Origin of the sequence: Brevibacterium sp. UMB1308A, assembly GCF_030230605.1 — a bacterium.
Lineage (GTDB): Bacteria > Actinomycetota > Actinomycetes > Actinomycetales > Brevibacteriaceae > Brevibacterium.
This window is the reverse complement of record NZ_JASPDO010000003.1, coordinates 30998-51342: the sequence shown is the minus strand read 5'-3', so window position 1 is coordinate 51342 and position 20345 is coordinate 30998. Positions and strand designations below refer to the sequence as shown.

The 20345-nt window shown below is 57.5% G+C and carries 16 protein-coding genes; 8 read left to right on the top strand and 8 right to left on the bottom strand.

Features of this window, described 5'->3' with window-relative positions:
• The first annotated feature begins 64 nt into the window (after window positions 1–64).
• The gene (gene secA, locus QP868_RS02630; protein ID WP_284925098.1) at window positions 65–2767 is read left to right on the top strand and encodes a preprotein translocase subunit SecA; all 2703 of its coding nucleotides are present in this window, start codon (window positions 65–67) and stop codon (window positions 2765–2767) included.
• On the opposite strand, the gene QP868_RS02625 is transcribed toward secA, so the two are convergent.
• From QP868_RS02625 to QP868_RS02610, 4 genes are all read right to left on the bottom strand, one after another.
• Window positions 2764–3765, bottom strand: coding sequence for an IS481 family transposase (locus QP868_RS02625; protein WP_284925096.1), 1002 nt, complete (start codon window positions 3763–3765; stop codon window positions 2764–2766). The genes secA and QP868_RS02625 overlap by 4 nt on opposite strands.
• The gene (locus QP868_RS02620; protein WP_284925094.1) at window positions 3762–4943 is read right to left on the bottom strand and encodes a Cmx/CmrA family chloramphenicol efflux MFS transporter; all 1182 of its coding nucleotides are present in this window, start codon (window positions 4941–4943) and stop codon (window positions 3762–3764) included. The genes QP868_RS02625 and QP868_RS02620 overlap by 4 nt, the downstream gene beginning before the upstream one ends.
• Window positions 4944–5228: 285 nt before the next feature.
• The gene (locus tag QP868_RS02615) at window positions 5229–5660 is read right to left on the bottom strand and encodes an Rv3235 family protein (RefSeq protein WP_284925093.1); all 432 of its coding nucleotides are present in this window, start codon (window positions 5658–5660) and stop codon (window positions 5229–5231) included.
• Window positions 5657–6385, bottom strand: coding sequence for a LysM peptidoglycan-binding domain-containing protein (locus QP868_RS02610; protein WP_284925092.1), 729 nt, complete (start codon window positions 6383–6385; stop codon window positions 5657–5659). The genes QP868_RS02615 and QP868_RS02610 overlap by 4 nt, the downstream gene beginning before the upstream one ends.
• A 101-nt stretch (window positions 6386–6486) precedes the next feature.
• On the opposite strand from QP868_RS02610, the gene QP868_RS02605 reads away from it, so the two are divergent.
• On the top strand, window positions 6487–6990 hold the full coding sequence (locus QP868_RS02605; RefSeq protein ID WP_284925091.1) for a hypothetical protein: 504 nt from the start codon (window positions 6487–6489) through the stop codon (window positions 6988–6990).
• A 3-nt stretch (window positions 6991–6993) separates the two neighbouring features.
• Here the strand turns inward: QP868_RS02605 and QP868_RS02600 are convergent, their stop codons facing one another.
• On the bottom strand, window positions 6994–7212 hold the full coding sequence (locus tag QP868_RS02600) for a helix-turn-helix domain-containing protein (protein ID WP_284925090.1): 219 nt from the start codon (window positions 7210–7212) through the stop codon (window positions 6994–6996).
• Between the two features lie 163 nt (window positions 7213–7375).
• On the opposite strand from QP868_RS02600, the gene QP868_RS02595 reads away from it, so the two are divergent.
• Genes QP868_RS02595 through QP868_RS02585 form a run of 3 tightly spaced genes read left to right on the top strand, consistent with a single transcriptional unit; the run spans window position 7376 to window position 9611 of the window.
• Window positions 7376–7963 carry an SAF domain-containing protein gene (locus QP868_RS02595; RefSeq protein WP_284925089.1) on the top strand — a complete coding sequence of 196 codons (588 nt, stop codon included), beginning with the start codon at window positions 7376–7378 and terminating at the stop codon, window positions 7961–7963.
• Entirely contained in the window at window positions 7960–9174 is a 1215-nt protein-coding gene (locus QP868_RS02590) for a CpaE/TadZ family protein (RefSeq protein WP_284925088.1), read from the top strand. Before QP868_RS02595 ends, QP868_RS02590 begins: the two co-directional genes overlap by 4 nt.
• A complete protein-coding gene (locus QP868_RS02585; protein ID WP_284925086.1) occupies window positions 9171–9611 on the top strand; it encodes a DUF6912 family protein in 441 nt (146 codons plus the stop codon). The genes QP868_RS02590 and QP868_RS02585 overlap by 4 nt, the downstream gene beginning before the upstream one ends.
• Here QP868_RS02585 and QP868_RS02580 read toward each other — a convergent pair.
• Complete coding sequence (locus tag QP868_RS02580; RefSeq protein ID WP_284925084.1) at window positions 9573–10037, bottom strand: DUF2505 domain-containing protein; 465 nt, start codon at window positions 10035–10037, stop codon at window positions 9573–9575. The two genes, QP868_RS02585 and QP868_RS02580, sit on opposite strands and share 39 nt — an antisense overlap.
• 137 nt (window positions 10038–10174) lie before the next feature.
• On the opposite strand from QP868_RS02580, the gene QP868_RS02575 reads away from it, so the two are divergent.
• Together QP868_RS02575 and QP868_RS02570 are read left to right on the top strand one after the other, a co-directional pair.
• Window positions 10175–15061 (top strand): NAD-glutamate dehydrogenase, encoded by a 4887-nt coding sequence (locus QP868_RS02575; protein ID WP_284925083.1) that lies wholly within the window; start codon window positions 10175–10177, stop codon window positions 15059–15061.
• Between the two features lie 3 nt (window positions 15062–15064).
• Window positions 15065–16531 (top strand): sensor histidine kinase, encoded by a 1467-nt coding sequence (locus QP868_RS02570; RefSeq protein WP_284925081.1) that lies wholly within the window; start codon window positions 15065–15067, stop codon window positions 16529–16531.
• Between the two features lie 55 nt (window positions 16532–16586).
• Here the strand turns inward: QP868_RS02570 and QP868_RS02565 are convergent, their stop codons facing one another.
• On the bottom strand, window positions 16587–16835 hold the full coding sequence (locus QP868_RS02565; protein ID WP_040348529.1) for a WhiB family transcriptional regulator: 249 nt from the start codon (window positions 16833–16835) through the stop codon (window positions 16587–16589).
• A 246-nt stretch (window positions 16836–17081) separates the two neighbouring features.
• On the opposite strand from QP868_RS02565, the gene QP868_RS02560 reads away from it, so the two are divergent.
• Complete coding sequence (locus QP868_RS02560) at window positions 17082–18512, top strand: NAD(P)H-quinone dehydrogenase (RefSeq protein WP_284925079.1); 1431 nt, start codon at window positions 17082–17084, stop codon at window positions 18510–18512.
• 63 nt (window positions 18513–18575) lie between these two features.
• Here QP868_RS02560 and QP868_RS02555 read toward each other — a convergent pair whose 3' ends face one another.
• On the bottom strand, window positions 18576–20318 hold the full coding sequence (locus QP868_RS02555; protein WP_284925078.1) for an acetyl/propionyl/methylcrotonyl-CoA carboxylase subunit alpha: 1743 nt from the start codon (window positions 20316–20318) through the stop codon (window positions 18576–18578).
• Window positions 20319–20345 lie beyond the last annotated feature (27 nt).

Sequence of the window (20345 nt, the reverse complement as noted above, 5' to 3'; positions counted from 1 at the left end):
CGCGCTAAACTGAGGCGCGGATTTATCATGCGGTAAACCGTCCGCCTAACAGTCGAGGAGAATCGTGGCCAATATCCTGGAGAAGTTGCTCCGGAGGGGTGAAGGACGCACACTCAAAAAACTGCGTAACTACACCACGGCGATCAACGAACTGTCGGAAGAGTTCGAAAAGCTGTCAGACACCGAACTTCGTGAAGAGACAGATCGTTTTAAAGAACGGTTCAAAGACGGCGAATCACTGGACTCGATTCTTCCCGAGGCGTTCGCGGCCGTCCGTGAAGCCAGCTCCCGAACGGTGGGGCTTAAACACTATGACGTGCAGTTGATGGGTGGTGCCGCCCTACACTTAGGCAACATTGCTGAAATGAAGACCGGTGAAGGTAAGACACTGGTTGCGACTGCGCCGGCATATCTCAATGCCCTGACCGGGGGAAGCGTTCACGTGGTGACGGTGAACGACTATCTGGCTAGCTATCAGTCTGAACTGATGGGCCGTGTTTTCCGTTTCTTGGGAATGGAAACGGGGTGCATCTTGGCTCAACAAACGCCTGATGTTCGCCGTAAGCAGTACGCCGCTGACATCACGTACGGCACGAATAACGAATTTGGTTTCGACTATTTGCGCGACAACATGGCGTGGACGGCCGACGAAAAAGTGCAACGTGGCCACTCTTTTGCGATCGTTGACGAGGTTGACTCAATTCTGATTGACGAAGCCCGTACACCATTGATTATTTCTGGCCCTTCTGAGGGTGATGCCGACCGCTGGTACGGCGATTTCGCAACCGTTGTGAAGCGTTTGAAGCGCGACCGTGACTACGAAGTCGACGAAAAGAAGCGCACCGTAGGTGTGATGGAAGCCGGTATTGAACGGGTGGAAAACTACCTGGGCATTGGCAACCTGTATGACGAAGCCAATACCCAGCTCATCAGCTTCCTCAACAACTCGATTCGGGCAAAAGAACTGTTCACCCGCGACAAGGACTATGTGGTTCTTGACGGTGAAGTGCTCATCGTTGATGAACACACGGGACGTATTCTTAAAGGCCGTAGGTACAACGAAGGTTTGCACCAGGCAATTGAAGCTAAAGAAGGCGTGAAAGTTCAGGCTGAGAACCAGACGCTTGCCACCATCACGTTGCAGAACTACTTCCGCATGTACGACAAACTGTCGGGAATGACAGGTACTGCAGAAACCGAAGCGGCAGAGTTCAACTCCACATACAAACTGGGTGTTGTTCCTATCCCCACCAACAAACCCAATCAGCGTGTCGACCACACAGACATCGTGTACCGCAACATGGAAGTGAAGTTCAACGCGGTCGTCGACGACATCGCTGAGCGTCACGAAGAAGGACAGCCCATCCTGGTGGGTACCACCAGCGTGGAAAAGAGCGAATACTTGTCCCGCTTGCTCGCCAAGCGTGGAGTTCGCCACGAGGTTCTCAACGCTAAACACCACGAAAGGGAAGCTGCGATTGTCGCACTTGCCGGTCGGAAGGGTTCGGTTACCGTGGCCACCAACATGGCCGGGCGCGGTACAGACATCATGTTGGGTGGTAACGCTGAACACCTGGCTGTTGCCGAAATGGAAAAGCGCGGATACAACCAGCACGAGGACCCTGAAGCTTATGAAGAAGCGTGGCAGGATGTCCTGGCTGAGATTGAAGAGCGCGTAGAGGAAGAAGCTAAAGAGGTTCGTGAGCTCGGTGGTTTGTACGTTCTGGGTACTGAACGCCACGAATCGCGCCGTATCGACAACCAGCTCCGAGGTCGTGCTGGCCGTCAGGGCGACCCAGGTGAATCGCGGTTCTACTTGTCACTGACCGATGACTTGATGCGCTTGTTTGGTGCAAATGCGGCTGAGCGTATTTTGACGATGACAAAAGCGCCGGAAGATGAGCCGCTTGAATCGAAGCTGGTGACTCGCGCGATTTTGTCTGCTCAGACTCAGATCGAGCAGCGTAACGCTGAACAGCGTAAGAACGTTTTGAAGTACGACGATGTTCTCAACCGTCAGCGCACGGTGATCTACGGTGAGCGCAACAAGGTTCTTGAGGGAGAAGACCTCGCCGAACAGGTTGCGAACTTCCGAGAAGACGTTATGCAGGCATATGTGAACGGTGCGACCTCGGGCAGCCCAGAAGACTGGAACTTGGACGAACTGTTCAGCGCCGTTGGCGAACTTTACGAGCCTACTATCACAGCTGAAGAGCTTGTGGAAGACGCCGGCGGTAAGGCTTCTTTGACGCGCGACAAAGTCTTCACTGAGCTTTTGTCCGACATGGAAGTGGCCTACGGCGACCGCGAGGAGCAGCTGGGCGAAGAAGGCGCACGCGAAATGGAACGTCGAGTTATCCTCAGCGTGATCGACAAGCGGTGGCGTGATCACCTGTACGAAATGGACTACCTCAAGAACGGGATCGGCCTGCGCGCTATGGCACAGCGCGACCCTCTTGTGGAGTACCAGCGTGAAGGCTTCGACATGTTCAACCAGATGCAAGAAGGCATCAAGGAAGACGTGGTTCGTCTGACCAACACGCTCGAGGTTAAGGTGACCGTCAACCCAGGGAAGGATCTAGAAGATCCGTCCGATGACTTTGTCGAAGTCGAGGCTGAAGAGCTCAAGCAGAAGAAGACTAGACTTCTCTTGTCTGCGCCTTCTGAAGACGGCGGAACCGAAGTGACCCCAGAAGACGAACCCCAGGATGAAGCTCCGAAGAACCGTCAGCAACGCAGGCAGGCGAAGAAAAAGAAGAAGCGCTAGCTGTATGAGGTCATGAGGTTGTTGACTCGTGTCGGTGTCGCAGAGGCGGGCGGTTGCCCGTCGTGAGCGCCGTGGGGACGGTGGTAGTTGTAGTGCCGGTTCCACACTTCGAGCGCGGTAGCGCGTTCGTCTTCTGAGTGCCAGGTGCGAGCGTAGAGAAACTCTTCGGCGAGGATCCGGTTGTAGCGCTCGACTTTGCCGTTGTGTCGGGGCGTGTATGGGGTGATGCGCTGGTGTCGGCTGGTCCCGACTGCGTCGCGGAAAGTTGCGGATCGGTAGCAGGAGCCGTTGTCGGTCACGACGCGCTCGATCCGGGTGATGCCGTGCTCGGCGAACCAGGCTCTGGCCCGCTCGAGGAACGCGACGGCAGTGACGGCTTTCTCGTCCGGTAGCGCTTCGGTGTAAGCGAGTCGGGTGTGTCCGTCGATGGCCGAATGCAGATAGACGTACCCGGTCTTTGTTCCGCGGGTCTTCTTACGTGCAACAGCTTTGGCTTTCTCGCTGCCTTTGCCGTGCACGCGCCACCCGCCGCCGTCGGGGATGCGCCCGACCTTCTTCACGTCCAGGTGCACCATGTGGCCGGGACGTTTGGTGGTGATGTGTTGCGGTTCCCGGTTCGTCTCGCCGTTGGGGTCAATAAACTTGCGCTGGTTCAGGCCCAGCTGCGCGAGGAGCCGGGTGATGGTGCGCCGGCTGACCGGTGTTCCTGCTTGCTCGAGCTCGAATGCGATACGCGACGCCGACCATTTATGTTCTCGTCGCATTGACTCGATCTGCTGCACGAGGCGGCCAGGCGTTGCAGATGGTTGTCGGATAGGAGACGACGAGCGGTCCAGTAGGCCGACCTTCCCGAATCGTTTGTATCTGTTGACCCATTTCGAGGCGGTCGCACGGGAGACCCCCATCTCGGCGGCAACATGAGAAATGGGTCGAGTCCGACAGCGCGCGACGAGTCGACGACGACCTTCGACCGTCAGGGGAGAGTTTGCGTGCGTCACTTGACCACCTCGCTCTCGACGGGTGCAATCAGCCGAAGAAGCGGAACTGCGAGCAGTAGTGCCGTGGTGGTCACGAGCACGGCTACCCAAACGGGTCCGAGCGCGCCCGGCATAACGCTGAGTGCGGCAGAGGCGAGCACGGGACCGACGGCTGCGCCCACGTTGAGTGCCGCTGTCGCGTATGACCCCGCCATGGTGGGCGCACCCGCCGCGGCATAAAGCACTCGCGTGATCAGAGTGCTCCCGACGGCGAACCCCACCACTCCCTGAGCGAAAACGAGACCGAGCAGGGCAACGGGGTTCGTTGCGAAGAGCGCCAGCGCGACCCACCCGAGCACCAGAACGCTGCCACCGCCCACGATGACGATGCGGGGTCGGGCATCCGAGAGCCGTCCCGCAACGGTGACGCCGATGAAGGAGCCGACGCCGAAGAGCACAAGCGCCACCGGCACCCACCACTGGGTCAGGCCGGCGGTGTCCGTAACGATCGGCGCGAGAAAGGTCAGCGTGGCGAATGTGCCGGCATTCACCAGGGCAGCGAGCAGCATCGTTAGGACGAGGCGCGGGGAGGACAGCTGCGCCAGCTCCACGCGCAACGAGGTCGAGGACGACTCCTCCTTTGACGAGTCGTCGGCTTGAGTGGTGAAGCCCGCAGCGATGCCGATCGCAGCGGGGATGCAGAGAAGTGCGATCGCCCAGAACGTCGACTGCCAGTTGAGTGCCGTCCCAAGTAGCGTACCCGCGGGGACGCCTGCGACGGTGGCGACGGTGGTACCCGCCAGCAGAACCGCCACGGCCCGACCTTTGGCATCGGGTGCTACGAGTTTTGTTGCCGCACCCAACGCGACCGCCAAGAAGCCTGCATTGACGATCGCCGCGATCACGCGCGTGATAAACAGAACAGTGAAGTCCGGGGTGAGAGCCCCGATGATATGGGTCAGCGCGAAAACGATCACGCAACCCAGGAGTGTCGCTTTTACAGGGAGGCGACGAGTGAACGCGGCCATCACAGGTGCACCGATTACCATCCCTGCGGCGAACGCCGACGTCAGGAGACCAGCGGTCCCAACTGAAACGCCGAAGTATGTGGAAATGTCGGGCACGAGGCCGGCGAGCATGAATTCGGAAGTACCCATGGCAAAGACCACCAGGGCAAGAAGATAAAGAGCGAAAGGCATCGAGATAGCTCCGAAGCGAGAGTACGAACAGGAGATCGTCTCGTCACCACGGTCAGCGCCCAAGGAGCACCCGAATGACATGCTGCGCGTAGCGGGCAGCAGGGAGCTAGGGGCTCAGCTGAGGTGAGGGGCTGACGGCGTGACCGAAAGCCCCTGAGTGTCCGATTCAGGGCTCGACATACGACTCATCGTAGCCGCTTACGTCGCCACCCCCAAAGCACGTCAACAACCTCATGGCCAGCAACAGCTAGCTCGTGTGAGGCTGTGCCAGTGTGCGTGGCCATGCTAGACGATTACGAGTTCGTGCAGAACCCAACGCCCGGACGTGCTTTCTAGGCGCAACGCAACTGCGCGTCTGCGGTCAGGGCTCATGATATTGACGCTTGCTTCCACCACGTTTGGGTTCAGATGACACACTCGGACGGCGCCTGGTGAAATACGGGCTGCCGGTGCCGGGCGCGTGCGAGCCAGTTTGGTTCGTACTTGGGCAAACCTGCGTAAGCGGTCAATGAGTTCAGGGGTTGCCCATCTGACGAGCGTTGAAGCGGAGCGGCGCCCTTGGAGGATTTCAACGCACGCAACGGCCAGAGCCGTCACCACGTTGTCAACTCCGCTGGTCTCCACGCGTGGTTCGCGAGGAGTTGCTGGAGTGGGGCGGGTGTGTGATGTGCGCGCGTGTGGTTTACGAATGACGGGCGCATCGAGTTGTGCGGTCATGGCACGATCAGTTCCTGTCCGGGGAAGATCAAGTTGGGATTCTTTCCGATTGTTGTGCGGTTCGCGTTAAACAGCGCGTCGGGGTCGACGTGCATCTTCTGCGCGATTTTCCATAGCGAGTCGCCCGTGCGAACTGTGTAGGTTCGCTGTTCCTTGGGTGCTGGTTTCTTCTTAAGGGCGGGCTCGCTTGTGCGTGCCGGTGAGTGCGCGGGTGGCGCACTTTCCCGAGGTCGTTCAGAGTTGGTGGTGGGCCACGTGGGTGAGGGAAGTGGCGGTCCAGGTGTTTCTACGTGGGGTGATGCCAAAGTGCTTGTGGGCCATATGGGTGACGGAGTCGTGAGCTCAGGTGCTTCTATCGCATGCGAGGGCGGACTGCTGGTGGGCCACATGGGTGAAGCGGTGGCCTGGGACGCGCTCGCAATGACGAGTCCAACAGCAACAGCGATACCTTTTTTGAAGTGAGTAGGGGCTAACCAGAGTGCGAGTTGGGACAGTGCGTGGCCGCGCTGAGGAGCAAAGTGGCGAACGCACCAGGCGGTGAGCACCGCCATAACTGCGAGCTGAAGCCGGATACCGGCAACAATTGCTAAGCCTACGCAAACAGCGATGAGCGCCATACTCAGATCGCCCGATCGTATTGCTTGAAGGGCGGGTTGGTGCCATAGGGCAGCCATACAACAGAGAGCCACATGAGCTACTGAGACACCGATTATCCGACGAAGCATGTTTCCTCCTTGAAACACCAATAATTGAATATACCCATGGCGTGACTCTAAAAGTCAATGATGTTCGAATAACTATTTTTCGGGTATGACAATATGTCGGTATGACAGATCGATGGGACCAGCTTTTTGACGATATGGCGGCACGCCTAGACTCCAGTGATGCGTATGAACGCATGGGGCAACAGGCTGATCTGGTGGAGGAGGCGTTTGCCGAACGGAGCTTAGCGGAGAGGCTGTCCGGGGCTCATGGGCAAAAGGTCACGCTGTGGGTCGAAAAGCGGGGGATTAGCGGAGTCGTTGACCGATGCGGCAGTACATGGGTCGTGCTGGTGCAGGAGGCACGAGCGGTATTGGTGATGCTTGCTCATGTGGAACTTGTTCGCATGGCGTCGCGGGTCCACGGTGAGCCGGGGATGATGAGTGCGATGTCGGTGTTACGTGCGTGGGCTCGTGAGAGGGTTTTTGTGCGCGTGGAATTTGCTGGCGGTTTCACTGAGGGGAGTATTGATGCAGTGGGCCGCGACTATGTGCAATTGCGGTCTGGTGGAGAGTTTGATGTTGTGCCACTGGCTGGGATTCGCGCAGTGTGGGCGCTTCCCGAATAGTGACTAGTTCCGTGAAAGCGATTCGACTTCTTCTTGAGCCTGGCGATACATGCGCTGGATGTAGTCTTCCAGTTCTCCTTTTTCGACGCGCCACTGTCCGCGTCCCCCGACTTTAATTGCGCGCAGTTCGCCTGAGCGCACCAAAGCGCGAGCTTGTGCGATCGAAACGCTCAGTATTTCTGCTACATCGGTGAGGGGGAGGAATCGAGTTTCAATAGCCATGAGGGTTCCCTTTCGTGTGAAACGTACATAGAATGAATGCAAATGGACGAAAAAATGCCATTTGATATCAAATGATACCATTTGACGTTGGAGTTTCGTTCACTGTCATGTAGTTCAACGGAGAACAACCATGAAAGAAACACCCAGATTTACTCTCCCTCGAATGCGAGATCCGCGAGTTCTCGTGGGAATCATCCTCGTGATCGCCTCGCTCTTAGGTACGTGGGCTGTCATCACGCGCGTTGCAAACACCGTCACCGTGTGGGCGGCGTCTAAACCACTTGCTTCGGGAAGCACCATTGACCACGACTCACTCACTGCAGTTGAAGTGCGACTTCCAGATACAGAGGACAAGTATGTGCGCGCAGATCAGTCCTCGCCTGTCGGTATGTCTGTCACTGGTTCAGTCGCTGCAGGTGAACTGGTTCCCGCGTCTGTTCTCGTTGATCCTGCTCGTTTGGAAGGCCGCGTGATCGCGTTGGATATCCCGGGACACCTGCCGCAAACAGTTCAAGTGGGTGCTTTTGTCGACGTGTGGGCAACGGATACGAAAGACGAAGAAGCTCAACCTGTTGAGGTGCTTTCGCGTGCCCATGTGCATGCGGTGGGACGTGACGAAGGCGGTTTCACCTCGACTGCTGGCACGCGCCTTGAAATCTATGTGCCTAATGACAAGCTCCAACAGGTACTCGAAGTCGTCGCGACTGATCACCGGGTCTCGATCGTGGCGTACCCCAAGGAAACCTCATGACCATTCACGTCATTGTTGCAGTCGACGTGGAGTTCGAAGCGCAACTGGTGTCTGTTCTCAACGATCTTGACGGAGTTTCAGTTCACGCCCGCCCTGCTGACGAAACCGAGCTCCTAGCGGCAGTTGTTGCGGGAACTGGCGATGTGGTCATCTTGGGTGAGTACTTCACCGGAGCCGACCGTGAGTTGGTCCGTCGGATTCGCGGGAACTCAGGAAAGGTGTTGGGCTTCGGTGAAGCTGATTCAGCAGTTACAGCGTGGGATGTAGACGAACATGTGTCACCGTGGGCATCGCCCAATGAACTCGCTGCGGCTTTGAGGCGTGTTTCAGCATCGGTGATAGCTCCGCCCAAACCTGATTTCGCCCCCGCACCTTCACCTACCGCACAAGGAAAAGTCATTGCGGTGTGGGGGACAGGCTCAGCGCCGGGGCGTTCAACGGTCGCCGCTAATCTGGCGCATGTTCTTGCACAACACGACTCAACAGTTCTCGTCGACGCTGATACGGTGAACTCTGTTCAGGCAGCGCTCTTAGGAATTCTGTCTGACACTCCTCAACTGGTCACCCTGTGTCGGAATGTCGAAAACTTGACTGCCAACACAATCGAAGAGTCTGTCACCGTGCTTGATCCAGACTTTCATGTGGTGACAGGTCTGTCGCGGGCAGTGAGGTGGCCGGAAGTGAAACCGGCGCACCTGGCCGAGGTGTTACAGACTTTGCGCGCCCACTACACCTGGGTCGTGGTGGATATATCGGACAGGATTGATCCCGACGACGACTTTGCCGACCCGTACTATGACCGGCATAGCGCGACTCGAGTAGTTCTGGACGGAGCAGACCATACGGTTGTTGTGGGAACGGGAGACCCCATGGGGCTTAAGCGACTCGTAGAACTCCTGGACAGTGACCGCATCCGCAACCTCCCCGATTTCACTACTGTGATTAACCGGGTTCGGGCGAGCGCGGTTGGACAGTCACCAGAGAAAACGCTTTCGGCCACACTGTCAAAGTTCACGCATGTCAACGACCCTGTTTTTATCCCCGAATCCGTCAAAGACGTCGACCGAGCGGTACTTGCCGGTCGGACGGCAACGGAACTGACACCTCGGGCGCCCTTTTCCCTAGCCATTACAGAACTGAGCGAACGGTTTGCGCCACGCCGAGCCGAACCTTCGCGCACACGCAGGCGAAAGCGGAAGATGGCAGTATGAGCGTTCGAGCGTACTTCCCACTGACAGTTTCCGAATTTCGCGCGTGGCCCAACGTCACGCCCTCTATCGCGTTCACCCCACACCCGCGCACGCACGGCCTCAAAGGCGACGCACTCGACGAAGTCGAATGGTTGGCGATGAGCTACGCTGCCGCAGCTCTTGAAGAACACGCAGCCCAGGCTGGCGAAGGCCGCGTGGTGTTGGCAGCTGACATCCCAGCACCCAAGAACACAACGGACGCTGGGGGTAACGTGTTGGCGTTTGAACCCGCTCAGTTCGACCCGTCCAAAGTGGTCAGTGCGCATATCGACGACCCGGACGAACTGAGCCGACTGGGCAGCGACGCTCAGGCCAATCTGTCGATTCTGCGCGACACGTCCTTGGTGTGGTACGACGCCTCAGAGTTTCGCGAGCTTATCGAGCTGACGCTGAAGTAGTTTGCGGGCAGTGGGCTCAGCTTTGCTTTCGAGCGCAGGGCCAACAAACGGAACGTTGATCCCCAGAGTGGCATCGACTGTAACCGTTGATGAGCCTTCTTGGCCCTCGACCGTGATGTGGGCTTCCACTTTGGCTGGAATGCCAGGTGCATACGCTTGATATGAGACAACTCCGCCGTCGCTTTTCGCAGCGGGAACACGGGCCTCCTGCGTGACGCGCACATTGGGTGAGACGAACTGTGCGAACTGGGACGGAACCTGGTCCTTATCAACGGGACACGCGACACGTACGTGCCAACCGGAATCAACGCCACCTTCACGCGAGAACTCAAAATCGTGTTCCTTCCAGAACTTTTCAGAAGCAAGTAATTCGAGAAGTTCTTGAGGCGACCGGTCATAGTTCTGATGCATGCGAATGGACTTCATGAGGCAAGTGTTACACGTCTGAGTTATTTCTGACGAAGACCAGGCCCAATACTTCGAACCAAGCACATATTCGACGTACAGTAGAGACAAGTTCAAGGATGAACACGAGGAAACAACCCTACATAAGAGGTGAAAAAGTGACCGAGGTCTACCCGGCCGAGATCGCCCAAGCATGGCACTCATTGACAGGGCACACCCCGCCCAACAATTTGCTTGAAACCTACTACCCGCGCATAGCTTCTTCGGACTTCGAAACCTTCGGGGCTAAAACGCTCGCTGCCGTAGCGCTCCACCATTGGGAAGTGGCCGGTCAATACACTGGTGAACAAGCGGTTATCGACATCCACAACCCTCAACCATCCGACCCTGACTACTCTGGTAGTCGCACCGTAATTGACATTGTGGTCAGTGACATGCGCTACCTGCTGTCTTCCCTGACCGCAGACCTTACGGGCGAAGGTTACGCTGTTCGAGCCGTTCACCACCCCCAAATCATCACCGAACGAACCGGTGACGACCTGCGCATCATCGCGCCCCAGGGTACGGCACACACCACGGAGACAGCCACCTCGGTCCTGCCCATCATCACCGCCGACGCCACCAAAGATAACGAAACACTGGAGTCGTGGACGCACATTGAAATTGAGGCGATCCCCGAATCCGAATTTGACACTTTGCGTAAGAAGATCGCGCAGACCATTGAGTTCGTAGGTGCGGCAGACCGCGACCGCGAAGACATGGCGGCAAAGGCTAAAGAAATCGCAACGGAGCTTCGCAACCAACCTCCTGGGATCGATTTGCGGACAGAAGCAGCCCAGGCGGCCGATCTTCTGGACTGGCTCGACGGGCGATTCGCGTTCATGGGATACCGCGAATACCGCTTGGAAAACAACGGCGAAACTACCTCGCTTGAACCAATTCCTGGAACAGCCCGCGGTATCAGCGCTCTGCGCGAACCCAAAACGTCCCCACTGTCACGGGCAGTTGCGTCACACGCATCGGACCGTCACGTCTTGGTGCTCACCAAGGCGAACTCGCGCTCCAAACTCATTCGTCGTGGTTTCCTGGACTACTTGGGTGTCAAAACATTCGACGAAAATGGCCGCATCATCGGTGAACGCCGTTTTGTAGGCTTGTACACCTCGTCGATGTACACGGCTTCGGTTCTGACGATCCCGGTGGTGCGTGAAAAGTGTGAATGGATCCTGCGGGAGTCCGGAATTTCACGCAACACGCACTCGGGGGATGAACTGGCATCGATTCTCGAAACCTATCCGCGTGACGACATGTTCCACGCGACGAAGGAAGAGATCCTCGACATCGCAATGTCGGTGGTCAACCTGCAAGAAAAGCGTGAAGCATCCGTTTTCATCCGCCGGGACACATATGAACGTTACGTGTCGGTGTTGGTGTATGTTCCACGCGATCTGTACGACACCGCTTCGCGCACGCGGGTCGAAAATGTGTTGCGCGAACTCTACCGGGCAAGCAGTGTTGACTTTGACGTGTTGCTCTCTGACTCAGCTCTGGCTCGTTTGCACTTTGTTGTGCGGGTTGACCCCAAGGACCTGTTGCCAGAGATTCCTTCAGGGCAGGTGTCGAACCGGATCCGGGGTGCTCTGCGGTCGTGGAATGAAGATGTGCGCGAGTTCTTGTCGCCGTCCTCTGAACGTTTGAGCCATGCTGTAGCGCAACGGGGCGGACTGTGGGGACAAGCCTTCCCGCCGTCCTACCAAGACGACTTCACGCCGCACGACGCCGTTGCTGATGTTCAGCGCTTCGAAGCCATGGAAAGCGATGAGACGCCGTATGTGCACGTCACGCGGGCTAAGGGTTCGTCCAACCGTCACATCCGCTTGGCACTGTACCGCTTTGAGCCTGCCAACTTGAGCGACATCTTGCCGTACATGGCTAACTTGGGCGCCGAGGTCGTCGATGAGCGTCCGTACCACCTAGAACTCGCCGACGGCACCAGCCGGTACATTTACGACTTTGGTCTGGAATTCTCACAAGACGTTTCCGAATCTGACTTTGAACGGATTGAAGACGCGTTCAAAGCCGGGTGGCAAGGTAAGCGTGAACACGGTCGCATGGACAAGCTCATTGTGGCTGGTCTGACGTGGCAAGACGTCGCGCTTCTGCGTGGTTTCTCGCACTATCTGAGACAGAGTGGCTTCTCCTTGTCAGAAAAGAACATGGGGGATGTCTACTCGAGCCACCCTGAAATTTCGGGACTTTTGGTCGAGTTGTTCACCGCGAAGTTCGATCCGGACTTTGCACAGGACCGCGAAAGCGCAGTGGCAGAGAAAACGGAAGAAATCTACGAGGCACTCGCTCAGGTGACGTCCTTGGACGCTGACAGGATTTTGCGTGCCACCGCCGAGGTGATCGCGGCTACCGTACGCACGAACGTGTTCCAGCGTGATGAGAACGGTGATCCTCGCCCGGCAAACGTATTCAAGATCAAGCCGGAGCTTCTCGAGTTCAGTCCTAAGCCGCGCCCAGCGTTGGAAATGTTTGTGTACTCGCCTGAAGTTGAGGGTGTCCACTTGCGGTTTGGTCGCGTGGCACGTGGTGGTCTGCGCTGGTCTGACAGGCGAGATGACTTCCGCACTGAAGTGTTGGGCCTGGTGAAGGCTCAAATGGTGAAGAACGCGCTCATTGTGCCTACAGGAGCTAAGGGTGGGTTCTACCCTAAGCGCCTGCCAGATCCTGCTGTGAACCGCGATGCGTGGGGTGCGGCTGGGCAGGCTGCTTATGAAGTCTTCATCAGTTCGCTCCTGGACGTGACCGACAACCTGGTGGTTGAAGACGGTAAACAGAAGACGGTGCACCCAGAACGTACGGTTCGTTACGACGAAGACGACACGTATCTTGTGGTCGCAGCCGACAAGGGCACGGCCAGGTTCTCTGACGTCGCGAATAAGATCGCGGTGGACCGGGGCTTCTGGCTCCAAGATGCCTTCGCTTCGGGTGGTTCAACTGGGTATGACCACAAAGCCATGGCGATTACGTCCCGCGGTGCGTGGAAGTCGGTTGAACGTCACTTCCGCGAGCTGGGTGTCAACACAGCAACGGACGACTTCACTGCTGTAGGTATCGGTGACATGAGCGGTGACGTGTTCGGTAACGGAATGTTGCGTTCCGAACACATCCGTCTGGTGGCGGCCTTTGACCACCGTGACATTTTCATCGACCCATGCCCGGATGCGGCGACCTCGTATCACGAGCGGAAACGCCTGTTTGAACTGCCGCGTTCTAGCTGGCAGGACTACAACCGGGACCTGATTTCCGCTGGCGGTGGAGTGTTCTCGCGGTCCTCGAAATCGATCGAAGTCTCACCTGAAGCAGCTGAAGCTTTGGGGATGAAAGCTGGTGCGTACACGGCACCCGATCTGATTCGTGCAATTCTGTGCGCCCCGGTTGATCTGGTCTACAACGGGGGAATCGGAACGTACATCAAGTCGGAGGCTGAAACCCACGCGCAAGTAGGAGACAAGGCCAACGACGCGGTCCGAGTCAACGGAGCGGATTTGCGTGCCCGTGTGGTAGGCGAAGGTGGAAACCTGGGTGTCACGCAGCTGGGTCGTATTGAAGCAGCGTTGAACGGTCAGAAGATCAACACTGACGCTGTCGACAACTCAGCAGGAGTGGACTCTTCGGACAACGAAGTGAACATCAAGCTTCTTCTGTCCACGCTGATTGAGCACGGCGAGTTCCCGGCAGAAGACCGTGTGAACGTTCTGGAATCAATGACTGACGAAGTCGCTGATCTGGTTCTTGCCAACAACTACTCACAGAACGTGGCGATGGGTGAGGCTCGCAGTAACAGCCTGCGTCTCACTGGCACACTGAGCCGTCTGATGAAGTACTTGGAGAACAACCAAGGCCTAGACCGGATCGTTGAGTTCCTCCCAACTAGCAAGGAACTCAACAAGCGGGTAGCTGAACAGGGTGTAGGACTCACCTCGCCAGAACTGGCCGTTCTGCTCGCATATGTGAAGATGAACGCGGCCGATGCGATTCTTGCTTCTGACGTTCCAGACGAACCGTTCATGAAGAAGCACGTGTTGCAGTACTTCCCCAAAACGCTCACGGAGAAGTACGCTGAACAGCTCACCGAGCACCCGCTGTTCCGGGAAATTGCGACGGCACACCTGGTGAATCGCATGGTTGACCGAGGGGGCCTGACATACATCTTCCGACTCGTGGAAGAAACCGGTGCGTCGATTCCACACATCGCTCGCGTGTTCACCACGGTGAGTGAAGTGTTCGACCTCGATGAACACTTCGACGAGATCTTTGCGCTGGACAACAAGGTCGACACTGCGACTCAAGTTGCTTTGCAGAACAACTACATTCGTCTTCTGGACCGGGCTTCGCGCTGGTTTGTTAACCAGGCGCCGGACTTCTTCGTAGTCGAAGATGAGATTGCGCGTTACCGGCCAACGGTGACTGAGCTTCGCCCACAGTTGCCAACTCTGGTGCGAGGCTCTGACCGTGACAAGCTCGAAGGTCGGGTTGGTGACTTTGTGCGCCGCGGTGTTCCCACCGCGCTGTCGTACCGTGCAGCGGGAATGCTCGACGAGTACGCGTTGCTCACGGTCGCGCAAATTGCGGCAACCTCGGAAGCAGAAGCAGACGAGGTCGCCGAAATCTACTTCGGTGTGACTGAGCTGATCCACGGGGTCAAGATCCTGGAGAACATTGGCGCTCTGGACCGCTCATCGCGGTGGACGGCGCTTGCTCGTGGCGCGTTGCGGGACGATTACTACCAAGCAGCCGCGGCGATTGTGGATGCGGTACTGGAGTCGACGCATTCAGATAGGGCCACGGCTCAGGACCGCTCGGATGACCGTCTTGCTCAATGGCAGGTTCACAACGAAACGTCCTTGCGTAAGGTCCGCGAAACCGCGCTCGAGGTCTTTGCACTCGACCACGTTGACCAGGCGCCTCTGTCCGTGTTGTTGCGCATGATTCGTTCGCTGGTGCGTTCGACTGTGTACCAGTCTCAGCTGGACTAGCAGATGAGCGCATTCGCTGATCTGCTGCACAGTAAGGGAATTACCGACGAAGACGATATCGAGTGGTTGCATCTGCTTGTTGAAGACTGGCAGATGATCGCTGATCTGGCCTTCTCTGACCTTGTCTTGTGGGTGAAAGAGGGCGACACGTTCACGGTTGTGGCTCACTGTCGACCCAACACGGGGTCGACAGTGTACCCACATGACGAGATCGGGACCGTGGCAAACGATGCCGAAAGGTCGCTGATTTCTGATGCGATGGAGTCCGCTCAAACCCGCCAGTACGGTTCGGATGAGGGCCTGTTGCAAGGAGCCGAGGCCGTTCCAGTTGTGCGTGACGGCTCAGTGATCGCGGTTCTCACGATCCATTCGGACGTGGAGCGCAAGGCTAACTATTCGCGCATGGAACGCAATTATCGTTCGGCCGGCGTGATGCTTTTGTCGATGATTGCGGAAGGGTACTTCCCTGATGTGGAAGCCCCGTCGGGTGTGCGACGTGGTGAGCCTCGCGTGGGCGATGGCATGCTCGTTCTCAACCGTGAAGGTCGTGTGCGGTATGCCTCGCCCAATGCGATTTCGGTTTTGTACCGCTTGGGGTACAAAGGCGAGCTCGAGGGCCGTTATTTAGCGGAATTGATGTCGGATCTGCTGTCGAAGCTACGACCGGTTGACGAAATCCTTCCGTTGGTTCTCACCGGGCGGGCTGCGTGGCGCACAGAGCTGGAGTCGAAGAAGGTTTCGGTGGCCCTGCGTTCCATTCCGTTCCGTCGTGGGGAGTTCCGTACTGGGGCGCTGTTGCTGGTGCGGGACATTTCTGAGATTCGTCGGCGTGAGCGTGATCTGTTGTCCCGGGACACGATGATCCGGGAAATGCATCACCGAGTTAAGAACAATCTGCAGACAGTGTCGGCGCTTTTGCGTCTGCAGAAGCGGCGGGTGGAGTCCCCGGCAGCGCGGGCAGCTTTGGAAGAAGCGATGCGCAGGGTTTCTGTGATTGCGGTTGTTCACGACGTGCTGAGTCAGGGGGTGGACCCCGAGGTCGATTTCGATGAAGTTGTCAGCAAGGGTGTGCGCTTGGGGCCCACTTTGGCGAACCCAAACAAACATATTGTGCTGGAGCAGATTGGGAAGTTTGGGACGATCTCCTCAGCTGATGCAACATCGCTTGCTTTGGCTGTGACCGAGCTGGTCACGAACGCGATTGAACACGGGTTTGTGTGCGAAACAGAAGATGAGCCCGTGCATGGCAATGTGTGGATCCGTTCACGCAGATACGACGATCGGCTCGAAGTCGTTATCGCAGACAACGGTGTTGGGATCGGCGATGGCGAGGGCCCTGGAAATGGCTTGGGCACTCAGATTGTCAAGACTCTGGTGACAACCGATTTGGATGGAACTATTGAGTGGCGTTCCCGGGAGGGCGGGGGGACCGAGGTGGTTTTGGACTTCCCGTTACGGTCAGGGACGTAGCATCCAGAAACGTAGGAACGGGCGAACTGCGTAAAGCTCAGCGCCCCGAGCGTCGTTAGCCTGCGCGACGTGCACGCGCAGCACGGCGTTTGAGGGCGCGACGTTCGTCTTCGCTCAAGCCTCCCCATACGCCTGCGTCTTGTCCGGTTTCAAGAGCCCACTGAAGGCATGTTTCGGCAACTTCGCAGCGGTGGCACACGCTTTTCGCTTCTTCAATTTGGAGCAGGGCTGGGCCGGTGTTGCCGATGGGGAAGAAAAGTTCAGGATCCTCGTTGAGGCAAGCTGCACGGTGACGCCAGTCCATGGTGTCCTTTCTCAGGTGTTCCGCGTGCATATGGCTCATGGTCGGCGTGCACGGGGTTGGGAAGAAAATTCTTGGTTAACCTAAGATTCACACAATGGCAAGCCTGATACAAGGGGTCTGCAGTGTGAAATTTCTGACAGCACAAAACTCTTGCGTATCACGGCTAAGCGTGCCTTGAGTCGCATTCAACTCTTTTACAGTAACCCTGGTCTTTGGATTAGTCACATTGGCTGACACAATGGAACTGTGAAAAACGTTCTTGACCCCTCGCAAAATCGTGTCGTCATTATTGGTGGAGGACCGGGCGGATATGAGGCCGCTTTGGTCGCTGCTCGTTCTGGTGCCGACGTCATGCTCATTGAGAAGAACCGTACTGGTGGCTCAGCTGTTCTCACTGACGTGGTGCCGTCAAAGTCCTTGATCGCAACCGCCGAGGTCATGGTTGAGTTCACCGAGTCCTCGCAGCTTGGGTTGCGAGTAGGTGAAGGGGAAGCCGACCTGGATGGTCAGGTGTGGGTTGACCTCGCCGCGATGAACCGCCGCATCATGAAACTGGCAAACGCGCAGGCCAGCGACATTCATGATTCCTTGGTGTCAGAGGGCGTGAAAGTGATTACTGGTGAGGGTCGCCTCACGAGCGCGTCTGAAGTGCATGTGACGGAAACAAACGGCACTGAGTATGAACTGACCGCTGACACGATTCTGATCGCGGTGGGCGCGCACCCCCGTGAACTTGGGTCTGCGATGCCTGATGGCGAACGTATTCTTTCGTGGACTCAGTTGTATGACTTGAAGGAACTTCCTGAACACCTCGTCGTTGTTGGTTCAGGTGTGACAGGTGCAGAGTTCGCGTCTGCGTACAACGCGTTGGGCAGCGAAGTGACGCTCGTGTCTAGCCGTGACCGGGTGCTTCCGGGGCAGGATGAAGATGCTGCCGAGGTGATTGAATCGGCTTTCCGTCGCCGTGGCATGAACGTGTTGTCGCGTTCGCGCGCCGATTCGGTGACACGCACTGACGACGGTGTTGAGGTGGTTCTTGCCGACGGCCGTAAGGTGCGCGCGAGCCACTGCCTCATGGCGGTCGGTTCCATCCCGAACACGGCTGACTTGGGGCTGGAGGCCGCCGGAGTCCACGTGGAGGACAGCGGACACATTATTGTCGACGGAGTTTCTCGCACCTCGGTCCCGGGAATCTATGCGGCAGGGGACTGCACCAGCGTATTCCCGTTGGCATCCGTTGCTGCGATGCAGGGACGCATAGCCATGTGGCACGCTCTGGGTGACGCGGTTGCGCCACTGAAATTGCGTAACGTGGCTTCGAACGTGTTTACGGCCCCGGAGATCGCCACGGTGGGGTTCACCCAGGCTGATCTTGCGACTACGGGTCACGACGTCGAATGGTCCATGGTGTCGCTAGCGACGAATCCGCGTGCCAAGATGCAAGGTAATGAAGAAGGCTTCATTAAGGTGTTTGCGCGCCGTGGATCGGGATCAGTACTCGGTGGAGTGGTCGTGGGGCCCAAGGCTAGCGAACTCATCACGCCTATTGCGCTCGCGGTCGAAAACCGTCTGACGGTCGATCAGTTGTCGTCAACGTTTATGGTGTACCCGTCGGTGAGTGGTTCGTTGTCAGAAGCGACCCGTCGCTTGCACCACCGTCGCGAATTCCGCGACTAAAAAGCAACAAACAGTTTGGGCCCGGATCAACTCCGGGCCCAAACTGTTTTCTTCACTGTGTGTCTATTGGAACTTCACCAGGGGTGCTCCCGACTTCACAGCCGAACCAGCTTCTACGCACACTTCGCTGACTGTGGCGGTGCGGGTGGCGGTGAGTGGTTGCTCCATCTTCATCGCTTCGATGACTGCCAGGCGGTCGCCTTCGTTCACGGTGTCTCCGGGCTGTACGTCAACAGCCACGATGGTGCCTTGCATGGGGGCAGTGAGGTCACCGGAGTTGGTAGCAACGCGGGTGGTTTTCCGTCGCCGAGGTGGTTTCACCTTGGCCTGTTGCCCACCGGTGGTGAGGCTCGCTGGAACTTTCACTGTGAGACGGTGGCCGTCAACTTCCACCACGACGTCGGTGGTGGTGTCTTCGGGGCTGGTTTCAGCAGTGAGTTCTTGTGGCGCTGAGAAAGATGGCATGAACTCTTGTTCTAACCACAGCGTGTAGACCGAAAAGTCAGTGGTGAACGCTGGGGTACGCACCAACTCGCGGTGCAGAGGAAGCAGGGTAGCGACCCCGTGGAGAACGTACTCGTCGAGAGCGCGCTTAGCACGTGCAAGCGCCTGTTCGCGGTCTTCACCTGTCACAATCAGCTTGGCCAGCATGGGGTCAAAGTCGGTTCCTACAACAGTGCCTTCTTTGACACCGGAGTCCATCCGAATACCAGGGCCTGCTGGTTCGTGAAGTTCAACGATCCGGCCAGTTGCGGGGATAAAGCGGTTAGCTGGGTTTTCCGCGTTAATGCGGAACTGGAAAGCGTGCCCACGTGGAGCGGGCAGAGAAGAAGGGAGCTGTTCGCCGCGGGCAATCTTGAGTTGCCACGCCACAAGGTCGACCCCTGTGACTTCTTCTGTGATTGTGTGCTCAACCTGAATACGGGCGTTGGCTTCCATGAAGGTGATAATGCCGTCTTGGCCCAAAAGAAATTCGCACGTGGCAGCCCCCACATACCCCACGTGAGACAGGATTTTCTTGGAGGCTTCAACCAGAACCTGATTCTGTTCATCGCTCAAAAAAGGTGCGGGTGCTTCTTCAACGACTTTTTGGTGGCGCCGCTGAAGTGAGCAATCGCGGGTAGAAACCACCACAACGTTGCCGTGCGAGTCTGCGAGGCACTGCGTTTCGATGTGGCGTGGTCGCACAATCTGCTTTTCCAACAAGCATTCGCCACGGCCAAAAGCGGCCACCGCTTCGCGGCTGGCTGATTCGAGCGCCGTTGGAAGGTCTTCGCGGTTGGCTGCGGTGCGGAAACCGCGTCCACCACCACCGTGAACGGCCTTCACTGCGACCGGGTAGCCAATCGAGTCGGCAATGGTGAGTGCGTCTTCGATGTCCTTGACCGCACGCCCGGAGCCCGGTGTTGTTGGGGCACCAACGGCTTCCGCGACAGCGCGAGCCCCAGCTTTGTCGCCAAGAGCTTCGAGAGCGTCTGGGGCCGGGCCGATCCACGTGAGGCCCGCTTCAGTGACTGCGCGGGCGAACTCAGGGCTTTCGGCGAGGTAGCCGTACCCAGGGTGAATCGCTTGAGCACCGGAGCGGTGCGCAATGTCGATAAGCGCCCGCATATCCAGGTAGGTCGTCGCTGCGCCCGTTCCTGGCAGGAGCCAAGCGTCATCGGCAAACCGGACGAAATCGGCGTTGGATTCAGCGCTGGTGTACACGGCAACCGACTGCAGTCCAAGGTCACGGCATGCACGCACGATCCGGAGTGCGATCTCACCGCGGTTGGCGATAAGAACCTTTGAAAACTGGGCGCTCATTCAATCTCCCGTCACGAAAATCTGACG

Coding starts and splice junctions, on each gene's coding strand:
- QP868_RS02620 (WP_284925094.1), bottom strand. CDS start 4,943: ATGCCTTTCGCTCTTTATCTTCTTGCCCTGGTGGTCTTTGCCATGGGT.
- QP868_RS02615 (WP_284925093.1), bottom strand. CDS start 5,660: ATGACCGCACAACTCGATGCGCCCGTCATTCGTAAACCACACGCGCGC.
- QP868_RS02610 (WP_284925092.1), bottom strand. CDS start 6,385: ATGCTTCGTCGGATAATCGGTGTCTCAGTAGCTCATGTGGCTCTCTGT.
- QP868_RS02605 (WP_284925091.1), top strand. CDS start 6,487: ATGACAGATCGATGGGACCAGCTTTTTGACGATATGGCGGCACGCCTA.
- QP868_RS02600 (WP_284925090.1), bottom strand. CDS start 7,212: ATGGCTATTGAAACTCGATTCCTCCCCCTCACCGATGTAGCAGAAATA.
- QP868_RS02595 (WP_284925089.1), top strand. CDS start 7,376: ATGCGAGATCCGCGAGTTCTCGTGGGAATCATCCTCGTGATCGCCTCG.
- QP868_RS02590 (WP_284925088.1), top strand. CDS start 7,960: ATGACCATTCACGTCATTGTTGCAGTCGACGTGGAGTTCGAAGCGCAA.
- QP868_RS02585 (WP_284925086.1), top strand. CDS start 9,171: ATGAGCGTTCGAGCGTACTTCCCACTGACAGTTTCCGAATTTCGCGCG.
- QP868_RS02580 (WP_284925084.1), bottom strand. CDS start 10,037: ATGAAGTCCATTCGCATGCATCAGAACTATGACCGGTCGCCTCAAGAA.
- QP868_RS02570 (WP_284925081.1), top strand. CDS start 15,065: ATGAGCGCATTCGCTGATCTGCTGCACAGTAAGGGAATTACCGACGAA.
- QP868_RS02565 (WP_040348529.1), bottom strand. CDS start 16,835: ATGGACTGGCGTCACCGTGCAGCTTGCCTCAACGAGGATCCTGAACTT.
- QP868_RS02555 (WP_284925078.1), bottom strand. CDS start 20,318: ATGAGCGCCCAGTTTTCAAAGGTTCTTATCGCCAACCGCGGTGAGATC.